Source organism: Bacillus sp. SYZHCR11 (genome assembly GCF_057196865.1).
The window spans coordinates 251,947-267,636 of record NZ_JBXUND010000002.1; the positions used below are offsets into that span (position 1 = coordinate 251,947).

Sequence of the window (15,690 nt, forward strand, 5' to 3'; positions counted from 1 at the left end):
TTATGGTCAAATACCCTTTTTCTTATCATATCGGGCGTCTTTTTTTATCAGAAGCCGTTATGCAAAAAAACCGATTTCGTTTGTGAAATCGGTTTTTTTACTGTTCTATATGATAGGAACGAATCGGCAGGCGCCACCTGAACACATAACTGCAGATGCGGCATGCCACAAGCACAAGAAACAGCACATACAAACCGGCGGCATCCCCGGCCCAGCCGAGGCCCACGATTAACCCTCCGAGCGCGGCCCAGACTGCATAAATTTCCGCCTTGAGCACAAGCGGCTTTCTGCCCGCGAGCAGATCCCGTATGATGCCGCCCCCGCTGCCGGTCAGGACCGCTGCCGCAATCACCGCACTGAGCGGGTGGCCCATTTTCACGGCATATAAAGCGCCTTGGATGGCAAACGCCGAAAGCCCGATGGCATCGGATAGGTTGCCCCATTTACTCCAATGCCTTAACAGCAGCTTCGGAAACAAAAAGACAATCGTAACTGATGCGAGAGCGATTTGAAAAAACGCGCCTTGCTCCCACAAGGCGGAGACCGGAACACCGATCAGCAGGTTTCGGATGGCTCCGCCGCCGAACGCCGTTACAATCCCCAAGATATACACGCCTAAAATATCATACTCCTCTTCCATCGCAACAATCGCTCCGCTGACCGCAAACGCAATGATGCCGATTACACTAAGCAGCTCCCAGGCCATTCCATATGCTCCTTTTTATTTGTTAAATTTTCTGACGACCATTAGATTTTATAATCGCTTTCTCTTAAAATCAACCTTATTTTTGAAAGATTCTGATTCCTGATCCGGGACAACCTCATCCGCAACGGCTGAAAGCAAGAATATTTTCCTATTTTATACTTTAATGGAAGGTTTATTAGGAGTTTCATTGAATACTTTCTCTAACAAAAAGGGGGTTATGAGATGAAAATCAGTTCACTTGTTTTTCCTGTTTTATTGGCCGCCGGATTAATTCCCGGCCTGCCGTCAGCCGAAAGCCATACGCATTCGCACACTCATGCGGAGCCGGCGAAAACGGTGTATACGGACCCGCTTCCGAAAGCCGATCATTTTAAAGATCTGAAAGGCCCGGTCCAAGTTGAACAGACGGTTGACACAAAAATTCTGGATGAGAACGGCAAGCAGGCCGGCACGAAACGATTCAATGCCAATGTCAGTCAGGATAAAGCCTCAACTAAAGCCAGCACGGGCAGCCAGAAGGTCAGAGTGCTGGCGGTGGCGGACGCTGAATACCGCGCCAAATACAGCGACTGGCAAACGCGAATCGTCCAGATCGTGGAGCAGGCGGATGTCGCTTTTAACCGTGATCATAACATTGATTTCGTCGTACAGGCCGTGCAGGCTTGGAATTCTTCCGGCTCAAACAGTTCTCAGATTTTATCGAATCTCCAAAGCAGCTTCAGAAATCAAAATTATCATTTCGTCGTCGGTTTTACCGCAAAATCGAGTTTTGACGCCGGCGGTATCGCGTATGTATATAACGGCAAACCGAGCGGCCCGGCTTTCAGCGTGAACCTTGATCAAGGAACGGCCAACACGGCGAAAGCGGCACAGCACGAGTTTTCCCATAACTTCGGACTTCAGCATGACGCCCAAGGCAGCGGCATCCGCTGCGTCATGAATTATGATTATGCCTATTCCGTTGATATTTGGGACAGCTCCCATAACAGACAGATTGCGACAAACAAAGCTTGGTACAAATAATAGAAAAAGAGCCGCTCCCATGGAGCAGGCTCTTTATTTTGCCGTGCGTTCCGTTTTGACAAAACACATGCAGATAATAATGAGAATAAATGCCGTCAATGCCAAGAAAGGAATGGTAATGAAACCGAACCAGTTAATATATTCAGATGAGCAAGGCACGCCGTACACACACGGCTTGATGCCGCTGAAACCGGGCACCTTCTGCTCAAGGTAATGCATGATCGATATAAACGCGCCGATGACGGCCATCGGCAGCACATATTTTTTCACGCGCGTGTCACCCTGGAAGGTGGCGATTCCTAAAATCAGGACAAGCGGGTACATGAGAATTCTTTGATACCAGCACAGCTCGCACGGTATGAATTTTCTGATCTCGCTGAAATAAAGGCTGCCGAGCATGGCAGCAAGAGCTATCACCCAAGAAGCATATAAAAATACGATTCTATTTTTCATTTTTCAGCTCTTTCTTAATCGTTTTTGAAATCTCCTCATAATCAGAGAAGTCTTTAATCACTTTGTCATTTACGTAAATCGTCGGTGTCGCCGTGATATTTAATTTATCATTCAGGTCAGTGTCAGCTTTCAGCTCTTTTGCGAAGGTTTCTTTATCAAGGTTTTCCTTCAGCTTGTCAGGATCAACCTTTTTCGCGGTGCTTTTGACCGTTTTTTCAAGCAATGCAGGCGTGACCCATTCCTGTTCGCTTGACGGCTGCTCTTCAAACAGCTTCTCATGAAAAGCCCAGAATGATGCCGGGTCTTCCTTCCACACCTCTTCTGAAGCAAGAGCCGCCAGACGCGAGCCGCTTCCGTGGTACATGACGTTCACAAATGAAAATTTCACGTCGCCTTTATCGATAAAATCTTTTTTGATTTTCGGAAAGATATCGCTGTTAAATACTTTGCATGACGGACATTTGTAATCTCCGAATTCAACTACCGTAACAGGCGCGCTGTCTTTGCCGAGCACGGGCTGTCCTTTAATGGAAGGCTGTTCGGCGACTGTTTCGCCCGCTTTTTCCGTTTGGTTGTTAATAATTACGATGGCCGCAAATAAAACGACAACGATTAACGTCAGAATCACCGCAAATTTCGCAGACGATTGTTTCTTTTTCACTCAGACACCTCATTGTTTTTAAAATAAAAAAGAAGCGGATGCCGGATGGCCCGCTTCTCTATTTTACCAAGACAACCTTGTTTAAGAAAACCCTGAAAAACGAATTATCTTTGACAATTATTCCGCTTTCACTCTCATGACGCGCATCGCGTTGGCAACGGCGATCAGCGTGACGCCTACATCTGAAAAGACCGCTTCCCACATGGTGGCGAATCCGAATGCGCCAAGCAAGAGAAAAATGATTTTTACGCCTAAAGCAAATCCGATGTTCTGCCAGACGATCCGGCGTGTGCGGCGTGCAATCCGGATGGCTTCGGCTGCTTTTGACGGCTGGTCTGTCATCAGGACGACATCGGCCGCTTCGACGGCGGCATCAGAACCGAGAGCCCCCATGGCAGCTCCGATGTCAGCTCTGGCAAGCACAGGCGTATCATTAATCCCGTCGCCGACGAACATCAGTTTTTCATTCGGTGAAAGCGCCGCTTCAAGTTCTTCGACGCGGTCTACCTTGTCACCCGGCAAAAGCTCTGTGTACACGTCATCAATACCGAGCTCTCGGCCGACAGCTTCTCCGGTCTGCTTTGAATCACCCGTCAGCATCACTGTCCGCTTCACGCCGAGCGCTTTTAAATTGGCAATGGCCTGTTTGGCGTCCTCTTTGATTTCATCGGCGATCACGATCGCCCCCGCATACTGCTGATCCACGGCGACATAAACGACGGTTCCGTTGTTTTCAGCTGTGCCGAAAGCGATTTGTTCTTTTGCCAGCAGTTTTTGATTTCCGGCCAAAATCGTTGATCCGCCGGTTTTCACCCGAATGCCGTGTCCGGGTATTTCTTCATATTCTTCAATCTCCTCAGCCGCGAGCGGTTGATTGTAAGCCTCACGTATGGAAGAAGCAATCGGATGATTGGAATGGACTTCTGCAAGCGCGGCTGCATGAAGCAGGCTGTCATTCGTAAACCCTGCCGCCGGCTTGATATCAGTAACGGCGAAATTGCCTTTCGTTAAGGTTCCCGTTTTATCAAACACGGCGTATGCCACCTGATTGAGCGCTTCTAAATAGTTGCTGCCTTTCACGAGCACCCCTGCTTTAGACGCAGCTCCGATACCGCCGAAAAACCCGAGCGGAATGGAGACGACGAGTGCGCACGGACAAGAAATCACAAGGAAAATCAGCGCGCGGTACACCCAGTCGGATAGTGCGGCTGAAGGCACGAGAAGCGGCGGTAAAAAGGCGAGAAGCACCGCAACAATGACAACGGCCGGTGTATAGTACTTGGCAAACTTCGTAATAAAGTTTTCCGTTTTCGCTTTACGCCCGGCCGCATTTTCGACCAGATCCAATATTTTTGACACGGCAGAGTCTTCATATCCTTTAGAGGTTTCAATATGAAGCACGCCGTTCTGATTCATAAATCCGGCCATCACATCTTGCCCCGGCTCCGCTTTTCTCGGCACGGATTCGCCCGTTAAAGCGGATGTATCAACCATCGAGGAACCGCTCAGCACCTTTCCGTCCAGCGGAATCCGTTCTCCGGGATTCACGATGATGACCTGTCCGACTTTGACGTCCTGCGGGGGAACGGCAGCCATGCCGTTTTCCGTTTTCACATTGGCGTACTCAGGACGGATGTCCAATAACGCGCTGATCGATTTTCTGGATCGGCTGACGGCCGCTCCCTGAAACAATTCACCGATTTGGTAGAACAGCATGACCGCGACGCCTTCCGGATATTGATGAATGATAAATGCGCCGATTGTGGCAAGCGCCATCAGAAAATGCTCATCAAATACCTGGCCGCGGACAATATTTTTTCCCGCTCTGGCTACGATATCGCCGCCGATGATCAAATATGAAGCAAAAAAGAGCAGAAACTCAAGGACGGCGCCCGTGTGCGCGAAGTAAGCGATGACGGCCAAAACGGCGCCCGCCGCCAATCTCACTAACATCAGCTGCAGCTTTTTGCGGTATTCATCCTCACCGGGTTTGTCTTCGTGCTTCGAACGAACGGTCACATGAGGATCAATGGACTTTACTTTTTTCGTGACTTCATCTTTCATCCATTGCTCGTTTTTCCCGCCGGCTGAGACCGTGATGGTGCTTGCCGCAAAATTGACAGCACAGCCGTCTATGCCGTCAATGGCTTTTACGCCGTTTTCTATTTTTTTTGCACAGTTGCTGCAATCAAGTCCGTCTAATACAAATTCACCTTTGGCTGCTTTCATTTTCGACTCACCCTACTTTCCGTAATAGGATTCCCATAACATCAATACAGGTAAACGAATTTATATATATGAACATATACTCATATAAGTGTTTTCTCTATTATATGCAGGCTTTGAATAAAGTGTCAATAAAAAAGACAAAACCGGCATCAGCCGATTTTGTCTTTTTTCACCTTCTGTAAACGCAAAGCATTAAGCACGACCGATACCGAGCTGAACGCCATGGCGGCGCCTGCCACCCACGGAGCCAGAAAGCCGGCTGCCGCAATCGGAATGCCGATGCTGTTGTAGCCCAATGCCCATCCTAAATTCTGCTTGATGTTTCTCATAGTCAGCCGGCTCATGCCGATGGCGTCGGCAATGCCGTTCAGGTCTCCGCGGATCAGCGTAATGTCCGCTGCTTCCATTGCGATATCGGTGCCGGTGCCGATGGCCATTCCGATATCGGCCACAGCCAGCGCCGGAGCATCATTGATGCCGTCACCGACCATCGCCACGCGCCGGCCTTCTTTTTGCAGCCGGGAAATTTCCGCCGCCTTTTGTTCGGGAAGCACTTCGGCGATCACGCTGCCGATGCCCGCGGCTTTTGCAATGGCCTCCGCGGTCTTTTTGTTGTCACCGGTCATCATGATGACGTCAAGCCCCATATCATTCAGACGTTTCACCGCGGCCGGAGATGTTTCCTTGATCGTATCGGCGACTGCGATAAGCCCCGCCGCTTTGCCGTCTGCCGCAATAATCATCACCGTTTTCCCTTCCGCCTCCAAGCGGGCCATGTGCGGAAGCAGTGCCTCATGTTCAATGTGTTCTGATTCCATCAGCCGTCTTGATCCGGCAAGAATCGTTCTGCCGTCAGCCTCGGCATAGATTCCGGAACCGATCCGGGCTTGGAACCGGGTGATTTTCGGGATGGCAATCTCCCGTTTTTCGGCTCCTGACACGATGGCTTCTCCGAGCGGGTGCTCTGATCCCGTTTCGGCGGCTGCCGCCAGCCGCAGGAGTTCCTCTTCGTTCATTTCATCTGCCGGTACGGCGTCTGTCAGCACCGGTCTGCCGTTTGTCACCGTTCCGGTTTTATCCAGTACGATGGTCGTCAGACGCTGGGTCTTTTCTAGATGCTCCCCGCCTTTAAAGAGAATGCCGAATTCAGCTGCACGGCCGGAGCCCGCCATAATGCTCGTCGGAGTGGCGAGCCCCAGTGCGCACGGACAGGCAATGACAAGCACGGCGATGAATTTGCCGATCGCTTCAGAAAACTGTCCCGGCGCCGCCCATACATACCAAATGAGAAAAGTCAGCACGGCCAGCCCCAGCACAATCGGGACGAAAATGCCTGAAATGTGATCCGCGAGCCGCTGAATGGGGGCTTTTGATCCTTGGGCTTCTTCCACGATTTTAATAATGTGTGCAAGCGCGGTATCTTTCCCGACATTCACCGCTCTGATTTTGAGAAAGCCGTTTGCATTGATCGTCGCCCCTGTGACGGTGCTTCCGGGAGACTTATCGACAGGCATGCTCTCTCCCGTAATCATCGATTCATCAATCGCGGAATGGCCTTCAATCACTTCGCCATCGACAGGAACGCGTTCTCCAGGTTTCACGTATACGATATCCCCCGTCCGGACCTCGTCAATCGGAATCACCTGTACTTTGCCGTCCCGCTCAACCGCCGCCGTCTTCGCCTGAAGCTTCATTAGCTTTTTAATCGCTTCTGATGAGCGGCCTTTTGCTTTCATCTCTAAAAGCTTTCCAAGCAATATCAAAGTCAGCAAAATGGCGCTCGTTTCATAATAAAGCCCCTCAGCATGTCCGTCTCGCCCGAGAGACGCAATCGTCATGTACAGGCTGTATGCGTAAGCGGCCGTCGTTCCGAGCGCAACGAGAACATCCATATTGGCGCTTTTGTTTCTCAGCGCCTTGTACGCTCCCGTATAAAAAGGCCAGCCGATGACGAGCTGCACCGGGGTGGCAAGCGCAAATTGCAGCCACGGATTCATCAGGATATCCGGCATCCAGATAAAAGAAGTAAAAGAAAAATGGCTGACCATCGACCATAAAAGCGGAAAGGAGAGAACGGCAGAAAATATGAGCCTGATCAGCTGCTTTCGCTGCTCTTTCTCCTTTTGGGATAATCCGCCGTCTCCATCAACCGCTTTCTTCCCGTCTAATCGGTAGCCGAGTTTTGCCACGGTCTCTTTCAGCTCTTTCGGCGTCACCTCTTTCGGATTGTATTCAACGGTGACTGTTTCCAGGGCGAAATTCACCGGTGCGCTCACAACGCCCTCTGTTTTGTTCAGGCGCTTTTCAATCCGGTTGGCGCAAGCGGCGCACGTCATGCCTTCAATCTGAAACTCGGCTTTTTCCGTCACGACGTGATAGCCGAGTTTTTCAATTTTATCCTTTATGGCGCCAGCTTCGATTTTGTCAGGCTGATAAGAAATATTTGAGGTCTCAAGCGCAAGATTGACTGAAGCGTCATTGACGCCGTCCATCCGTTTCAGCCCTTTTTCAATTCTTGAAGCGCAGGCGGCGCATGTCATGCCCCCCACTTGAATGGTCATTTCTTTCGGTTCACTCAATGTCCTCATCTCTCTTCATAAACCCCACGGGGGTATAATTATGATAAAAGAAAACCGCGCCCGTTCCCGCAGCGCGATAAACCTTATACGACGTCATACCCTTGATCTTCAATTGCGTCTTTTATATCTGATACGGAGACTTTGTTCTCATCAAACGTCACATCCACCTGTCCGGCTTCCAATTTCACCTGAACCGCCGTCACTCCGTTCAGTTCTCCCACTCCGGTCTCTACTGCTTTTACGCAGTGCTGACAGGACATGCCTTCCACTTGCAGTGTTTTTTGTTCCATGATGATTCCCTCCACGTCTTGTTTTTTCTTCTTCATGTTACCATACCCCTGTAGGGTATTTCAAAACATTTTATTTTACGATTTTGCGATTTTTTTCACAACGTCAAGCAGCTCGGCAATCGCCTGCTCCCCGTTTCCGCTCTCAATGGCGCCGGCTACGCAGTGATGGGCGTGATCTTCCAGCAGATGAAACGCGACTTTCTGCATGGCCGCCTGCACGGCTGAAATCTGCACGAGAATATCCACGCAGTATCGTTCGTTATCCACCATATTCTGAATGCCCCTGACTTGGCCTTCAATCCGTTTCAGCCGGTTCAGGATCTGGTCTTTTTCTTTGGCGCTTTTATGATTTAACGATTGATGCTCGGTATGTTTGTCCATTTTCCACCTCGGTTTTTTTCTTCGTTATCTTCATTATACAGACTTGAAAATCCGGTGTAAAAAATTTTCAACACACAAGTTTTACCAGTACACCCGCGGGGTATATAATGTTATCACATATCAAGAGGGGGAAATTCATTGAAAACGATACAGGTTGGCATATTGGGATATGGTTTGTCGGGTAAAGTCTTTCATGCGCCGCTTTTGGACGTCCTTGATGATTATCAGATCAAAAAAGTCATGACGTCCAGAACGGAGGAGGTCAAACGTGATCTGCCGGGGGCTGAAGCCGTGCGCGCGATTGAAGACATTACCGGTGATCCTGACATTGACCTCGTCATCGTCACGACACCGAGCGGAATGCATTATGAATCAGCGATGAAATGTCTCCTGGCGGGAAAACACACCGTCGTGGAAAAACCGATGACGGCGACTTCAGCAGAAGCGGAGGAACTGAGAAGAACGGCTGAAGATAAAGGCGTCTTACTGAGCGTGTACCACAACCGGCGCTGGGACAATGACTTTTTAACGATACAAAAGCTGATTCGGGACGGGGCGCTTCAAGACATTCATACATATCAAGTCAACTACGATCTGTACAATCCGGTTGTCCAAGAAAGATGGCGCGAAAAAAGCGGACCCGCCACGGGAACGCTGTATGATCTCGGTTCACATATTATTGACCAGACACTCCTGCTTTTCGGAATGCCGGAATCCGTCACGGCACATGTGATGAAACAGCGGGACAACAGTGAAACCGTCGATTATTTTCTGGCCGCGCTCCATTACGGCAAACTTCAGGTCATTCTTCAATCCGGCTCTATGAATGCGGCAAACGGCCCGCGCTATCAGATTCACGGACGGAATGCAAGCTTTATCAAATACGGAAAGGACGGACAGGAAGAGGCGCTTTCAGCCGGCCAAAAGCCGATTGACGACAGCTGGGGCGCCGATGACCCTGACAACTTCGGAGAGCTGACAATCGCAGCGGATGAAAAAAGGCATACAGAAACAATCCCCTCTGAGAACGGCTCTTACCTTACGTACTACAAACTGCTGGCGGACAGCATCTTAAACGGAAAACAGCTTCCCGTTACGGCAAAAGAAGGCATCGATGTCATCCGTGTCATTGAAGCGGCGATGAAAAGCAGCGAGCAAAAACGGACGATTGCCCTTTAATATAAAAAACCTCCCCGCCGTACGGCGGGGAGGTTTTTTTTAAGATCAGAATGATTTTCCGGCTTCTTTCGCGCGGGCAATCGCATCTTCTTTAATTTGCTGTGCTTTATTCGGTTCAGCATTATGGCCTTCAACGATTAAACCGTCAAAAGAAGGAACGCCGAAGAAGTTCATCATGATGCCGATGTAACGGTGGCCCATTTCCATGTCAGCCGCCGGGCCTTCAGAGTAATAGCCTCCGCGCGCCTGAATGTGGAGCGCTTTTTTGTCAGTCAACAGACCGATCGGGCCTTGCTCTGTATATTTGAATGATTTTCCGGCTACAGCCACAGAATCAAGGTACGCTTTCATAACAGGCGGGAATGAGAAGTTCCAAAGCGGTGTGACGAATACGTATTTGTCAGCTGACGCGAATTGATCGCTCAGCTCGTTCAGACGGCCGACTTTCGCTTTTTCGTTTTCAGAAAGCTCTTCAAATCCTGTGCCTGATTGAAGTTTTCCCCAGCCGCTGAATACATCCGCGTCGATATGAGGAATGTTCTCTTTGTAAAGGTCGATATGTACAACCTCATCATTCGGGTTTGATTCTTTATAAGAATCGATAAACGCTTTTCCTGTCGCCATGCTGTAAGATGTCTTTTCATCATGAGGATGAGCAGTGATATAAAGTACTTTTGCCATTGTAAACAGCCCTTTCGTTTTCAAATTACACACACATTTATTATGAAATATGAATGTTTTTTTATACTGATCAGTTCTGTAATAATTATAGTTACAAAAAATTCTTTTCGCAACAATAATATCTCGAAATCAGTATATTTTTTAAAAAAGGCTGCAAGAAGTGCCTCCAGCAAATCGAAAAAAACCCGAGTTAAGCAAATTTCGACAAAGAAAAGACCGATCTTGACCACCTTAAGGCTAAATCGGCTGTTTCATTTCAGATAATGTATTCGTGCAAAATGTTCCTGCTCTTATATTAGAGACAAACGATTTCCGCTTAATACGTTCGTATTTATCACACTCTTTTATTGCAGGTCTGCTTGCCAGTTTAACAAACGCTTCATTTTCTGTTCTGTTTCACCTTCTTGGCGAGGTTGGTAAATGGTTAATTTTAGTTCAGGCGCATCGTACACCTGAAGAGTAATATGGTCCATAATCATTTCTCCAACTAAAGGGTGCAGAAGTGTTTTTTTGCCGCAAGGAGTACCTAGAACTTCATGCTTAGGCCACCAATTACGAAACTCAGGGCTCTTATTGGTAAGTTCTTTAATGATATCTTTAAACCACTCATCACCGACAAAACGTGTATAGGCTAAACGAAATTGAGCAATCAAGCGTTGCGCATGATCTTCCCAATTAAGAAAGAGCTCTCGGTATTCTTTAGACGTAAAGCAACGCCGGACTGCATTACGATCTCGATCATTCATTTTATCAAAATCACCAAAAACCACCGCAGCAGCTTTATTCCAGCTTACTATGTTCAATTTTTCGTCGGTTACATAGGTAGGGCAGTATTCTAATTGACTCAATACATTTTTCAGGACGCTATTTACACTTTCAACGAGCGGTCTTCCCGCCTTAGATAGCAATGGCTGATTCGCTAATAAAAATAGATGCTCTTTTTCCTCTTCATTTAACCTGAATACACGCGAAATAGCCTCCAATACGTCTGAAGATACCTGTATATCACGCCCTTGCTCTAACCATGTATACCAAGTTATTCCTATCCCTGCCAGCTGAGCTGCTTCTTCTCGGCGCAGTCCTTCTGTTTTTCTGCGCGGCCCAATCGGTAAACCAAAGTCTTGAGGAGATAATCGCGCCCGTCGTGTTTTTAAGAAATCCCCTAGTTCTTTCCTTCTTTCTTTGTCACTTAACATGAACTTCTCCCCTTATAAGTAGTAGTTTTAATAATAGGATAAACACACTCCTATTCCCATTATAAACCTTCATCTATTCTAATAAATGAAGGAGGTGAGTTTATGGTTTTCAAAAATAGGGCTGAACCTTTTCCGAAAGGATTAGTTCTTCTCATGGCTGCAGCATGCGGTTTTACAGTAGCTAATGTCTATTTAAATCAAACGCTCTTAGTCAGTATGGCAAATACTTTTCACGTTTCTGAAAACTATATAGGAATTGTAGCAACTTTAACTCAAGTGGGATATGCATTGGGAAATCTTCTATTGGTACCATTAGGTGACATTTTTGAACGAAGAAAATTGATCCTAAGTTTATTATCAATTGTATGTATGATTTTAGCCGCAACAGCTTTATCGATGAATGTAACGTGGCTGATTGCAGCAAACTTAATTCTTGGATTTGTTACCATAGTCCCTCAAATTATTGTTCCTCTTGCTGCTAATTTAGCTTCAGAAGAGAACAGAGGAAAAGTGTTAGGGAATGTTGCCATTGGCTTAGTGTGCGGGATTTTAGGCGCTCGATTTATCAGCGGCTTTGCAGATTCCCATTTTGGATGGAGATCAATGTATTGGGCTTCTTTTGCCGGCACAATGATAATGATCATTTTAATGGCAATGTATCTCCCAAAAAGCAAAGGAAATCATGCAATGCAGTATAAAACATTACTTGCATCTTTAGGCACGTTATTTAAAAAGGAAAAAGTGTTGCAAAAAGCTTGTCTTAGTCAAGGAATGATGTTTGGTTCCTTTAGTGCCTTCTGGACAACTCTTATTTTTTTATTAAATACTTCTCCGTATTCTTATGGGAGCACCGCGGCAGGTTTAATAGGTTTAGTGGGAATAGCTGGAGCCTTTGCAACTCCCATGATTGGCCGGGTGATCGATAAAAAAGGATCAAAATTTGCTAATACCTTATGTATGTTTATTTCTTTAATCGCTTTTCTAATCTTCATATTCTTAGGATTTTGGTTACCAGGATTAATTCTTGGCGCACTATTAGTAACAGTTGGCACGCAAGCAAATCAAGTTGCTTGTCAAGCTGCTATCTTTCAACTATCTCCTGAAAAGAGAAGCAGATTAAATGGTTTATACATGGTATCTACATTCTTAGGCGGATCTTTAGGGTCATATCTAGGTGTACTTGCTTGGAGCAAATGGCATTGGTATGGAGTATGTACAGTTGGGATACTCATGATAGGTATTGCTTTTAGTTCCTTATTTAGCTTGCCTAAAAAAAGAACAGTAAAAAATAGAGAGTTCGAGAAAGGAAGTCATATCTAATGTCTGAAAATAAAGAAAATTTTAAAAAAGGATTGGAAGTATTATCAAAAATAGATCCGGACAACTACCTGAATATCGTGAACAGTTTTAAAGATTCAGCAGCACCTGACTTGGGAACTTTGGCTGTGGAATTTAATTACGGTCAAATTTTTTCCAGACCGGGATTAGATTTAAAATCCCGCCTTCTTGCAGCAGTTGCTGGTCTGACTGCTTTAGGAAATACGGAACAATTAAAGTTTTATATTAACGGAGCTTTAAATGTCGGATGGACCGAAGAAGAAATTATGGAAGCTATGATGCAAATGTTAATTTATGCAGGCTTTCCTGTCGCATTAAATACCATTTTAACAATAGCTAACGAAGTATTTTCTAAAAGACGAAATCAGCTGTCAGCCAATTTATTGGAAGGAGAGTAAAAAATGATTATTGATAGTCATGCCCACGTAGTTCTACCTGTAGAAAAACACATTGAAATGATGGATTCAAGCGGGATAGATAAAACTATTTTATTCTCTACGCTTGTTCATCCAGAAAAAAGTGAAAGCTACGATGAATTTATTCAGGAAATGGATGTACTGAATCAGATTTTAAATAACGAGATAAATCCCCTAGAAGCACGATCAAAAGCTCTAGAAGAATTAAGGGATGCTATCGCAAAATATCCTGACCGTTTTATTGGATTTGGATCAGTTCCCCTTTTAAGTTCCTACGGGGAACTGCGTGATTGGATGGATAATATTGTAAAAGATTACAAAATGAAGGGACTTGGAGAATTCACTCTGGGTTCAGGCCAAATTAAAATGCTTGAGCCTGTATTCCAGGCAGCTAGTGATTATAATTCCTTTCCGATTTGGGTGCATACATTCCATCCACTCAATTTAAATGATATTCGGGAATTGTTCGCTTTAACTCGAAAATATCCTACTGTCCCTGTAATCTTTGGCCATTTGGGAGGGATACATTGGCTGCAAGTTATTGCATTAACAAAAGAAACAAAAAACGCCTACCTGGATATCTCTGCATTTTATACAACCTATGCATTATCTTTGGCCATAAAAGAACTCCCAGAGAAAACTTTATTTAGTTCTGATTTTCCATATGGTGATCCATTCCTAAATAAGCTGGCAGTTGAACGCCATGCTTCAAGTGAAGAAGTCGTACAACGAGTACTGGGCGGGAACATTGCTAATCTCTTAAATATTTAACTTATTTTTATAACAATTTCAGAGGGAATATAAGTTTGAAGGATTGCATTCAACAGGTTTTCATTCCTTCTTTTAAATAGTAAAGAGCCGATTTACTCTAAACGGGGTAAATTTCGGCTCTTTTCTTATTAATGACGGGAATGGCAAGCAGCAGAAAAAGCAGAAACATTTAGTTTCTGCTCAAAATCGGATTTGGTTTGCAGATCGGAATATCCAACCCGAGATTCCCCCGCAATGTATCCGCCGGATAGCTTTTTCGGTACAGCCCCTTTTTCTGAAGGATCGGTATGACTTGATCCACAAAGGCTTCAAGCATGCCCGGGATGTCAGAGTGAATGATAAACCCGTCCGCCGCTTCCCGCTGAAACCATGTTTCAATTAATGATGCCACACGTTCCGGTGTCCCGATAAAGTTGGTTCGCGGAAACGCGGCTTCGCGCGCCACTTGACGCAGCGTAAGATTCCTGGCTTTGGCCTCTCTTTTGATACGGTCTGTCGTGCTTTGAAACGCGTTTTTCCCGACGTCGCCCAAATCAGGAAACGGCTCATCCAGCGGAAAACGGCTCAGATCATAATCGTCAAAAAATCTGGCCACATATTTAACGGCGTTCTCTATCGGTATCAGCTCGGCGAATTCCTGATATTTCGCTTCCGCTTCTTCTTGTGAACCGGCTATAATCGGACTGATTCCAGGAAAGATCCGCAGCTTGGAAGCGTCGCGGCCGTAATCCGCCGCCCGCTTCTTCACATCATCATAAAAAGCTTTCGTTTCCTCAAGTGAATTGGAGTGCGTAAAGACTGCATCGGCATTACGCGCGGCAAACGACCGGCCGGTTTCTGAAGACCCCGCTTGGAAAACGACCGGCTCTCCCTGTTTGGACCGGCCGATATTCAGCGGGCCCTCCACTTGAAAATACTCGCCTTTATGATACAGGCGATGCAGTTTGTCAGGATCAAAAAACTGCCCGGTTTCTTTGTTGCGGACGAAGGCATCTTCTTCCCAGGAATTCCACAGACCGCGCACCACGTCCACATGTTCTTGAGCGATGGCGTAGCGCCGGCTGTGGTCGGGAAGACTTTCTTTGCTGTGATTGCGCGCGGCTCCCGCCTGCGGAGAGGTGACGAGATTCCAGCCCGCCCGGCCGCCGCTGATATGGTCAAGAGACATCAGCTGTCTTGCGATGGTAAACGGCTCAGTGAACGAGGTGGAAAATGTGCCGATTAAACCAAGATGGGTTGTAGAGGCGGCAAGCGCCGATAAAATAGTGATCGGCTCAAACCGATTTAAGAAATGCGGGATGGACTTTTCAGAAATGAACAAGCCGTCCGCAATAAAAGCAAAGCTGAACAGCCCTCTTTCAGCAGTCTGCGCTTTTTGCCTGTAAAACGCCGCATTCGTGCTTGCTGTCGGATCGGCGTCGGGATGACGCCAGCCGTCCGTTGTGCCGCCGACACCGTGAATCATGGCTCCGAATTGAATTAGATCCGTCCGGCTCATTTTCTCTCCCCCTTTTTCCCCTCGTAATCGGCAAGCGCCCGTTCTACATGATCAATGCCGACTTGAGTAACGGCCTGATACACACGGCTGTCACCGCTGCCGATTTCAACGACGGGGACATGACGGATGCCGTACTTCGTCTGCAGCACGTCACGCAATTCGTCCCGTTCTGTCACATCAATTGTTTCGTATGCAACGGCTTTTTCCCGCAAATATCCTTTCACTTCATCGCAATAGGAGCAGCCCTGTTTGCTCCAGACCACTACGTTTACTTCATGACTCATGTTCA

16 protein-coding genes are annotated in these 15,690 nt (G+C 46.8%); 5 read left to right on the forward strand and 11 right to left on the reverse strand.

Features of this window, described 5'->3' with window-relative positions; all coding sequences use genetic code 11:
- Nucleotides 1-97: 97 nt before the first annotated feature.
- Nucleotides 98-706 carry a trimeric intracellular cation channel family protein gene (locus AC2CGA_RS07930; RefSeq protein WP_003151732.1) on the reverse strand — a complete coding sequence of 203 codons (609 nt, stop codon included), beginning with the start codon at nucleotides 704-706 and terminating at the stop codon, nucleotides 98-100.
- A gap of 222 nt (nucleotides 707-928) precedes the next feature.
- Here AC2CGA_RS07930 and AC2CGA_RS07935 point away from each other — a divergent pair, with 222 nt between their 5' ends.
- Nucleotides 929-1,729 (forward strand): zinc-dependent metalloprotease, encoded by an 801-nt coding sequence (locus AC2CGA_RS07935; RefSeq protein WP_024085792.1) that lies wholly within the window; start codon nucleotides 929-931, stop codon nucleotides 1,727-1,729.
- A 33-nt stretch (nucleotides 1,730-1,762) separates the two neighbouring features.
- On the opposite strand, the gene AC2CGA_RS07940 is transcribed toward AC2CGA_RS07935, so the two are convergent.
- From AC2CGA_RS07940 to csoR, 6 genes are all read right to left on the reverse strand, one after another.
- On the reverse strand, nucleotides 1,763-2,182 hold the full coding sequence (locus tag AC2CGA_RS07940; protein ID WP_007410015.1) for a disulfide oxidoreductase: 420 nt from the start codon (nucleotides 2,180-2,182) through the stop codon (nucleotides 1,763-1,765).
- Nucleotides 2,172-2,843, reverse strand: a complete 672-nt coding sequence (gene bdbD / locus AC2CGA_RS07945) for a disulfide bond formation protein BdbD (RefSeq protein WP_230639636.1) — start codon at nucleotides 2,841-2,843, stop codon at nucleotides 2,172-2,174. Before bdbD ends, AC2CGA_RS07940 begins: the two co-directional genes overlap by 11 nt.
- A 117-nt stretch (nucleotides 2,844-2,960) precedes the next feature.
- Nucleotides 2,961-5,072, reverse strand: a complete 2,112-nt coding sequence (locus AC2CGA_RS07950) for a heavy metal translocating P-type ATPase (RefSeq protein WP_303302621.1) — start codon at nucleotides 5,070-5,072, stop codon at nucleotides 2,961-2,963.
- 149 nt (nucleotides 5,073-5,221) lie between these two features.
- The gene (locus AC2CGA_RS07955; protein WP_095315457.1) at nucleotides 5,222-7,651 is read right to left on the reverse strand and encodes a heavy metal translocating P-type ATPase; all 2,430 of its coding nucleotides are present in this window, start codon (nucleotides 7,649-7,651) and stop codon (nucleotides 5,222-5,224) included.
- A gap of 83 nt (nucleotides 7,652-7,734) precedes the next feature.
- Nucleotides 7,735-7,941 carry a copper chaperone CopZ gene (gene copZ / locus AC2CGA_RS07960; RefSeq protein WP_015240581.1) on the reverse strand — a complete coding sequence of 69 codons (207 nt, stop codon included), beginning with the start codon at nucleotides 7,939-7,941 and terminating at the stop codon, nucleotides 7,735-7,737.
- A 75-nt stretch (nucleotides 7,942-8,016) separates the two neighbouring features.
- On the reverse strand, nucleotides 8,017-8,322 hold the full coding sequence (gene csoR / locus AC2CGA_RS07965; protein WP_003151723.1) for a copper-sensing transcriptional repressor CsoR: 306 nt from the start codon (nucleotides 8,320-8,322) through the stop codon (nucleotides 8,017-8,019).
- Between the two features lie 138 nt (nucleotides 8,323-8,460).
- Here csoR and AC2CGA_RS07970 point away from each other — a divergent pair, with 138 nt between their 5' ends.
- The gene (locus AC2CGA_RS07970; protein ID WP_057080215.1) at nucleotides 8,461-9,501 is read left to right on the forward strand and encodes an oxidoreductase; all 1,041 of its coding nucleotides are present in this window, start codon (nucleotides 8,461-8,463) and stop codon (nucleotides 9,499-9,501) included.
- Between the two features lie 45 nt (nucleotides 9,502-9,546).
- Here the strand turns inward: AC2CGA_RS07970 and azoRB are convergent, their stop codons facing one another.
- The gene (azoRB, locus tag AC2CGA_RS07975) at nucleotides 9,547-10,182 is read right to left on the reverse strand and encodes an FMN-dependent NADH-azoreductase AzoRB (protein WP_003151719.1); all 636 of its coding nucleotides are present in this window, start codon (nucleotides 10,180-10,182) and stop codon (nucleotides 9,547-9,549) included.
- A gap of 344 nt (nucleotides 10,183-10,526) precedes the next feature.
- On the reverse strand, nucleotides 10,527-11,378 hold the full coding sequence (locus AC2CGA_RS07980) for a helix-turn-helix transcriptional regulator (RefSeq protein ID WP_014305818.1): 852 nt from the start codon (nucleotides 11,376-11,378) through the stop codon (nucleotides 10,527-10,529).
- 102 nt (nucleotides 11,379-11,480) lie between these two features.
- Between AC2CGA_RS07980 and AC2CGA_RS07985 the strand changes: the two genes are divergently transcribed.
- Genes AC2CGA_RS07985 through AC2CGA_RS07995 form a run of 3 tightly spaced genes read left to right on the forward strand, consistent with a single transcriptional unit; the run spans nucleotide 11,481 to nucleotide 13,903 of the window.
- Nucleotides 11,481-12,698 carry an MFS transporter gene (locus AC2CGA_RS07985; RefSeq protein WP_014305819.1) on the forward strand — a complete coding sequence of 406 codons (1,218 nt, stop codon included), beginning with the start codon at nucleotides 11,481-11,483 and terminating at the stop codon, nucleotides 12,696-12,698.
- Nucleotides 12,698-13,114: a carboxymuconolactone decarboxylase family protein gene (locus AC2CGA_RS07990; protein ID WP_014305820.1), complete on the forward strand. Its 417-nt coding sequence runs from the start codon at nucleotides 12,698-12,700 to the stop codon at nucleotides 13,112-13,114. Before AC2CGA_RS07985 ends, AC2CGA_RS07990 begins: the two co-directional genes overlap by 1 nt.
- A 3-nt stretch (nucleotides 13,115-13,117) precedes the next feature.
- Nucleotides 13,118-13,903: an amidohydrolase family protein gene (locus AC2CGA_RS07995; RefSeq protein WP_024085794.1), complete on the forward strand. Its 786-nt coding sequence runs from the start codon at nucleotides 13,118-13,120 to the stop codon at nucleotides 13,901-13,903.
- Nucleotides 13,904-14,072: 169 nt separating this feature from the next.
- Here the strand turns inward: AC2CGA_RS07995 and AC2CGA_RS08000 are convergent, their stop codons facing one another.
- Nucleotides 14,073-15,401 carry an LLM class flavin-dependent oxidoreductase gene (locus AC2CGA_RS08000; RefSeq protein ID WP_015387710.1) on the reverse strand — a complete coding sequence of 443 codons (1,329 nt, stop codon included), beginning with the start codon at nucleotides 15,399-15,401 and terminating at the stop codon, nucleotides 14,073-14,075.
- Nucleotides 15,398-15,685, reverse strand: coding sequence for a glutaredoxin family protein (locus AC2CGA_RS08005; RefSeq protein WP_014305823.1), 288 nt, complete (start codon nucleotides 15,683-15,685; stop codon nucleotides 15,398-15,400). The genes AC2CGA_RS08000 and AC2CGA_RS08005 overlap by 4 nt, the downstream gene beginning before the upstream one ends.
- Nucleotides 15,686-15,690 lie beyond the last annotated feature (5 nt).

Bases quoted from the DNA above. Each gene is read 5' to 3' on its own strand.
- AC2CGA_RS07930 (WP_003151732.1), bottom strand. From the start codon at position 706: ATGGCCTGGGAGCTGCTTAGTGTAATCGGCATCATTGCGTTTGCGGTC.
- AC2CGA_RS07935 (WP_024085792.1), top strand. From the start codon at position 929: ATGAAAATCAGTTCACTTGTTTTTCCTGTTTTATTGGCCGCCGGATTA.
- AC2CGA_RS07940 (WP_007410015.1), bottom strand. From the start codon at position 2,182: ATGAAAAATAGAATCGTATTTTTATATGCTTCTTGGGTGATAGCTCTT.
- AC2CGA_RS07950 (WP_303302621.1), bottom strand. From the start codon at position 5,072: ATGAAAGCAGCCAAAGGTGAATTTGTATTAGACGGACTTGATTGCAGC.
- copZ (WP_015240581.1), bottom strand. From the start codon at position 7,941: ATGGAACAAAAAACACTGCAAGTGGAAGGCATGTCCTGTCAGCACTGC.
- csoR (WP_003151723.1), bottom strand. From the start codon at position 8,322: ATGGACAAACATACCGAGCATCAATCGTTAAATCATAAAAGCGCCAAA.
- azoRB (WP_003151719.1), bottom strand. From the start codon at position 10,182: ATGGCAAAAGTACTTTATATCACTGCTCATCCTCATGATGAAAAGACA.
- AC2CGA_RS07980 (WP_014305818.1), bottom strand. From the start codon at position 11,378: ATGTTAAGTGACAAAGAAAGAAGGAAAGAACTAGGGGATTTCTTAAAA.
- AC2CGA_RS07985 (WP_014305819.1), top strand. From the start codon at position 11,481: ATGGTTTTCAAAAATAGGGCTGAACCTTTTCCGAAAGGATTAGTTCTT.
- AC2CGA_RS07990 (WP_014305820.1), top strand. From the start codon at position 12,698: ATGTCTGAAAATAAAGAAAATTTTAAAAAAGGATTGGAAGTATTATCA.
- AC2CGA_RS07995 (WP_024085794.1), top strand. From the start codon at position 13,118: ATGATTATTGATAGTCATGCCCACGTAGTTCTACCTGTAGAAAAACAC.
- AC2CGA_RS08000 (WP_015387710.1), bottom strand. From the start codon at position 15,401: ATGAGCCGGACGGATCTAATTCAATTCGGAGCCATGATTCACGGTGTC.
- AC2CGA_RS08005 (WP_014305823.1), bottom strand. From the start codon at position 15,685: ATGAGTCATGAAGTAAACGTAGTGGTCTGGAGCAAACAGGGCTGCTCC.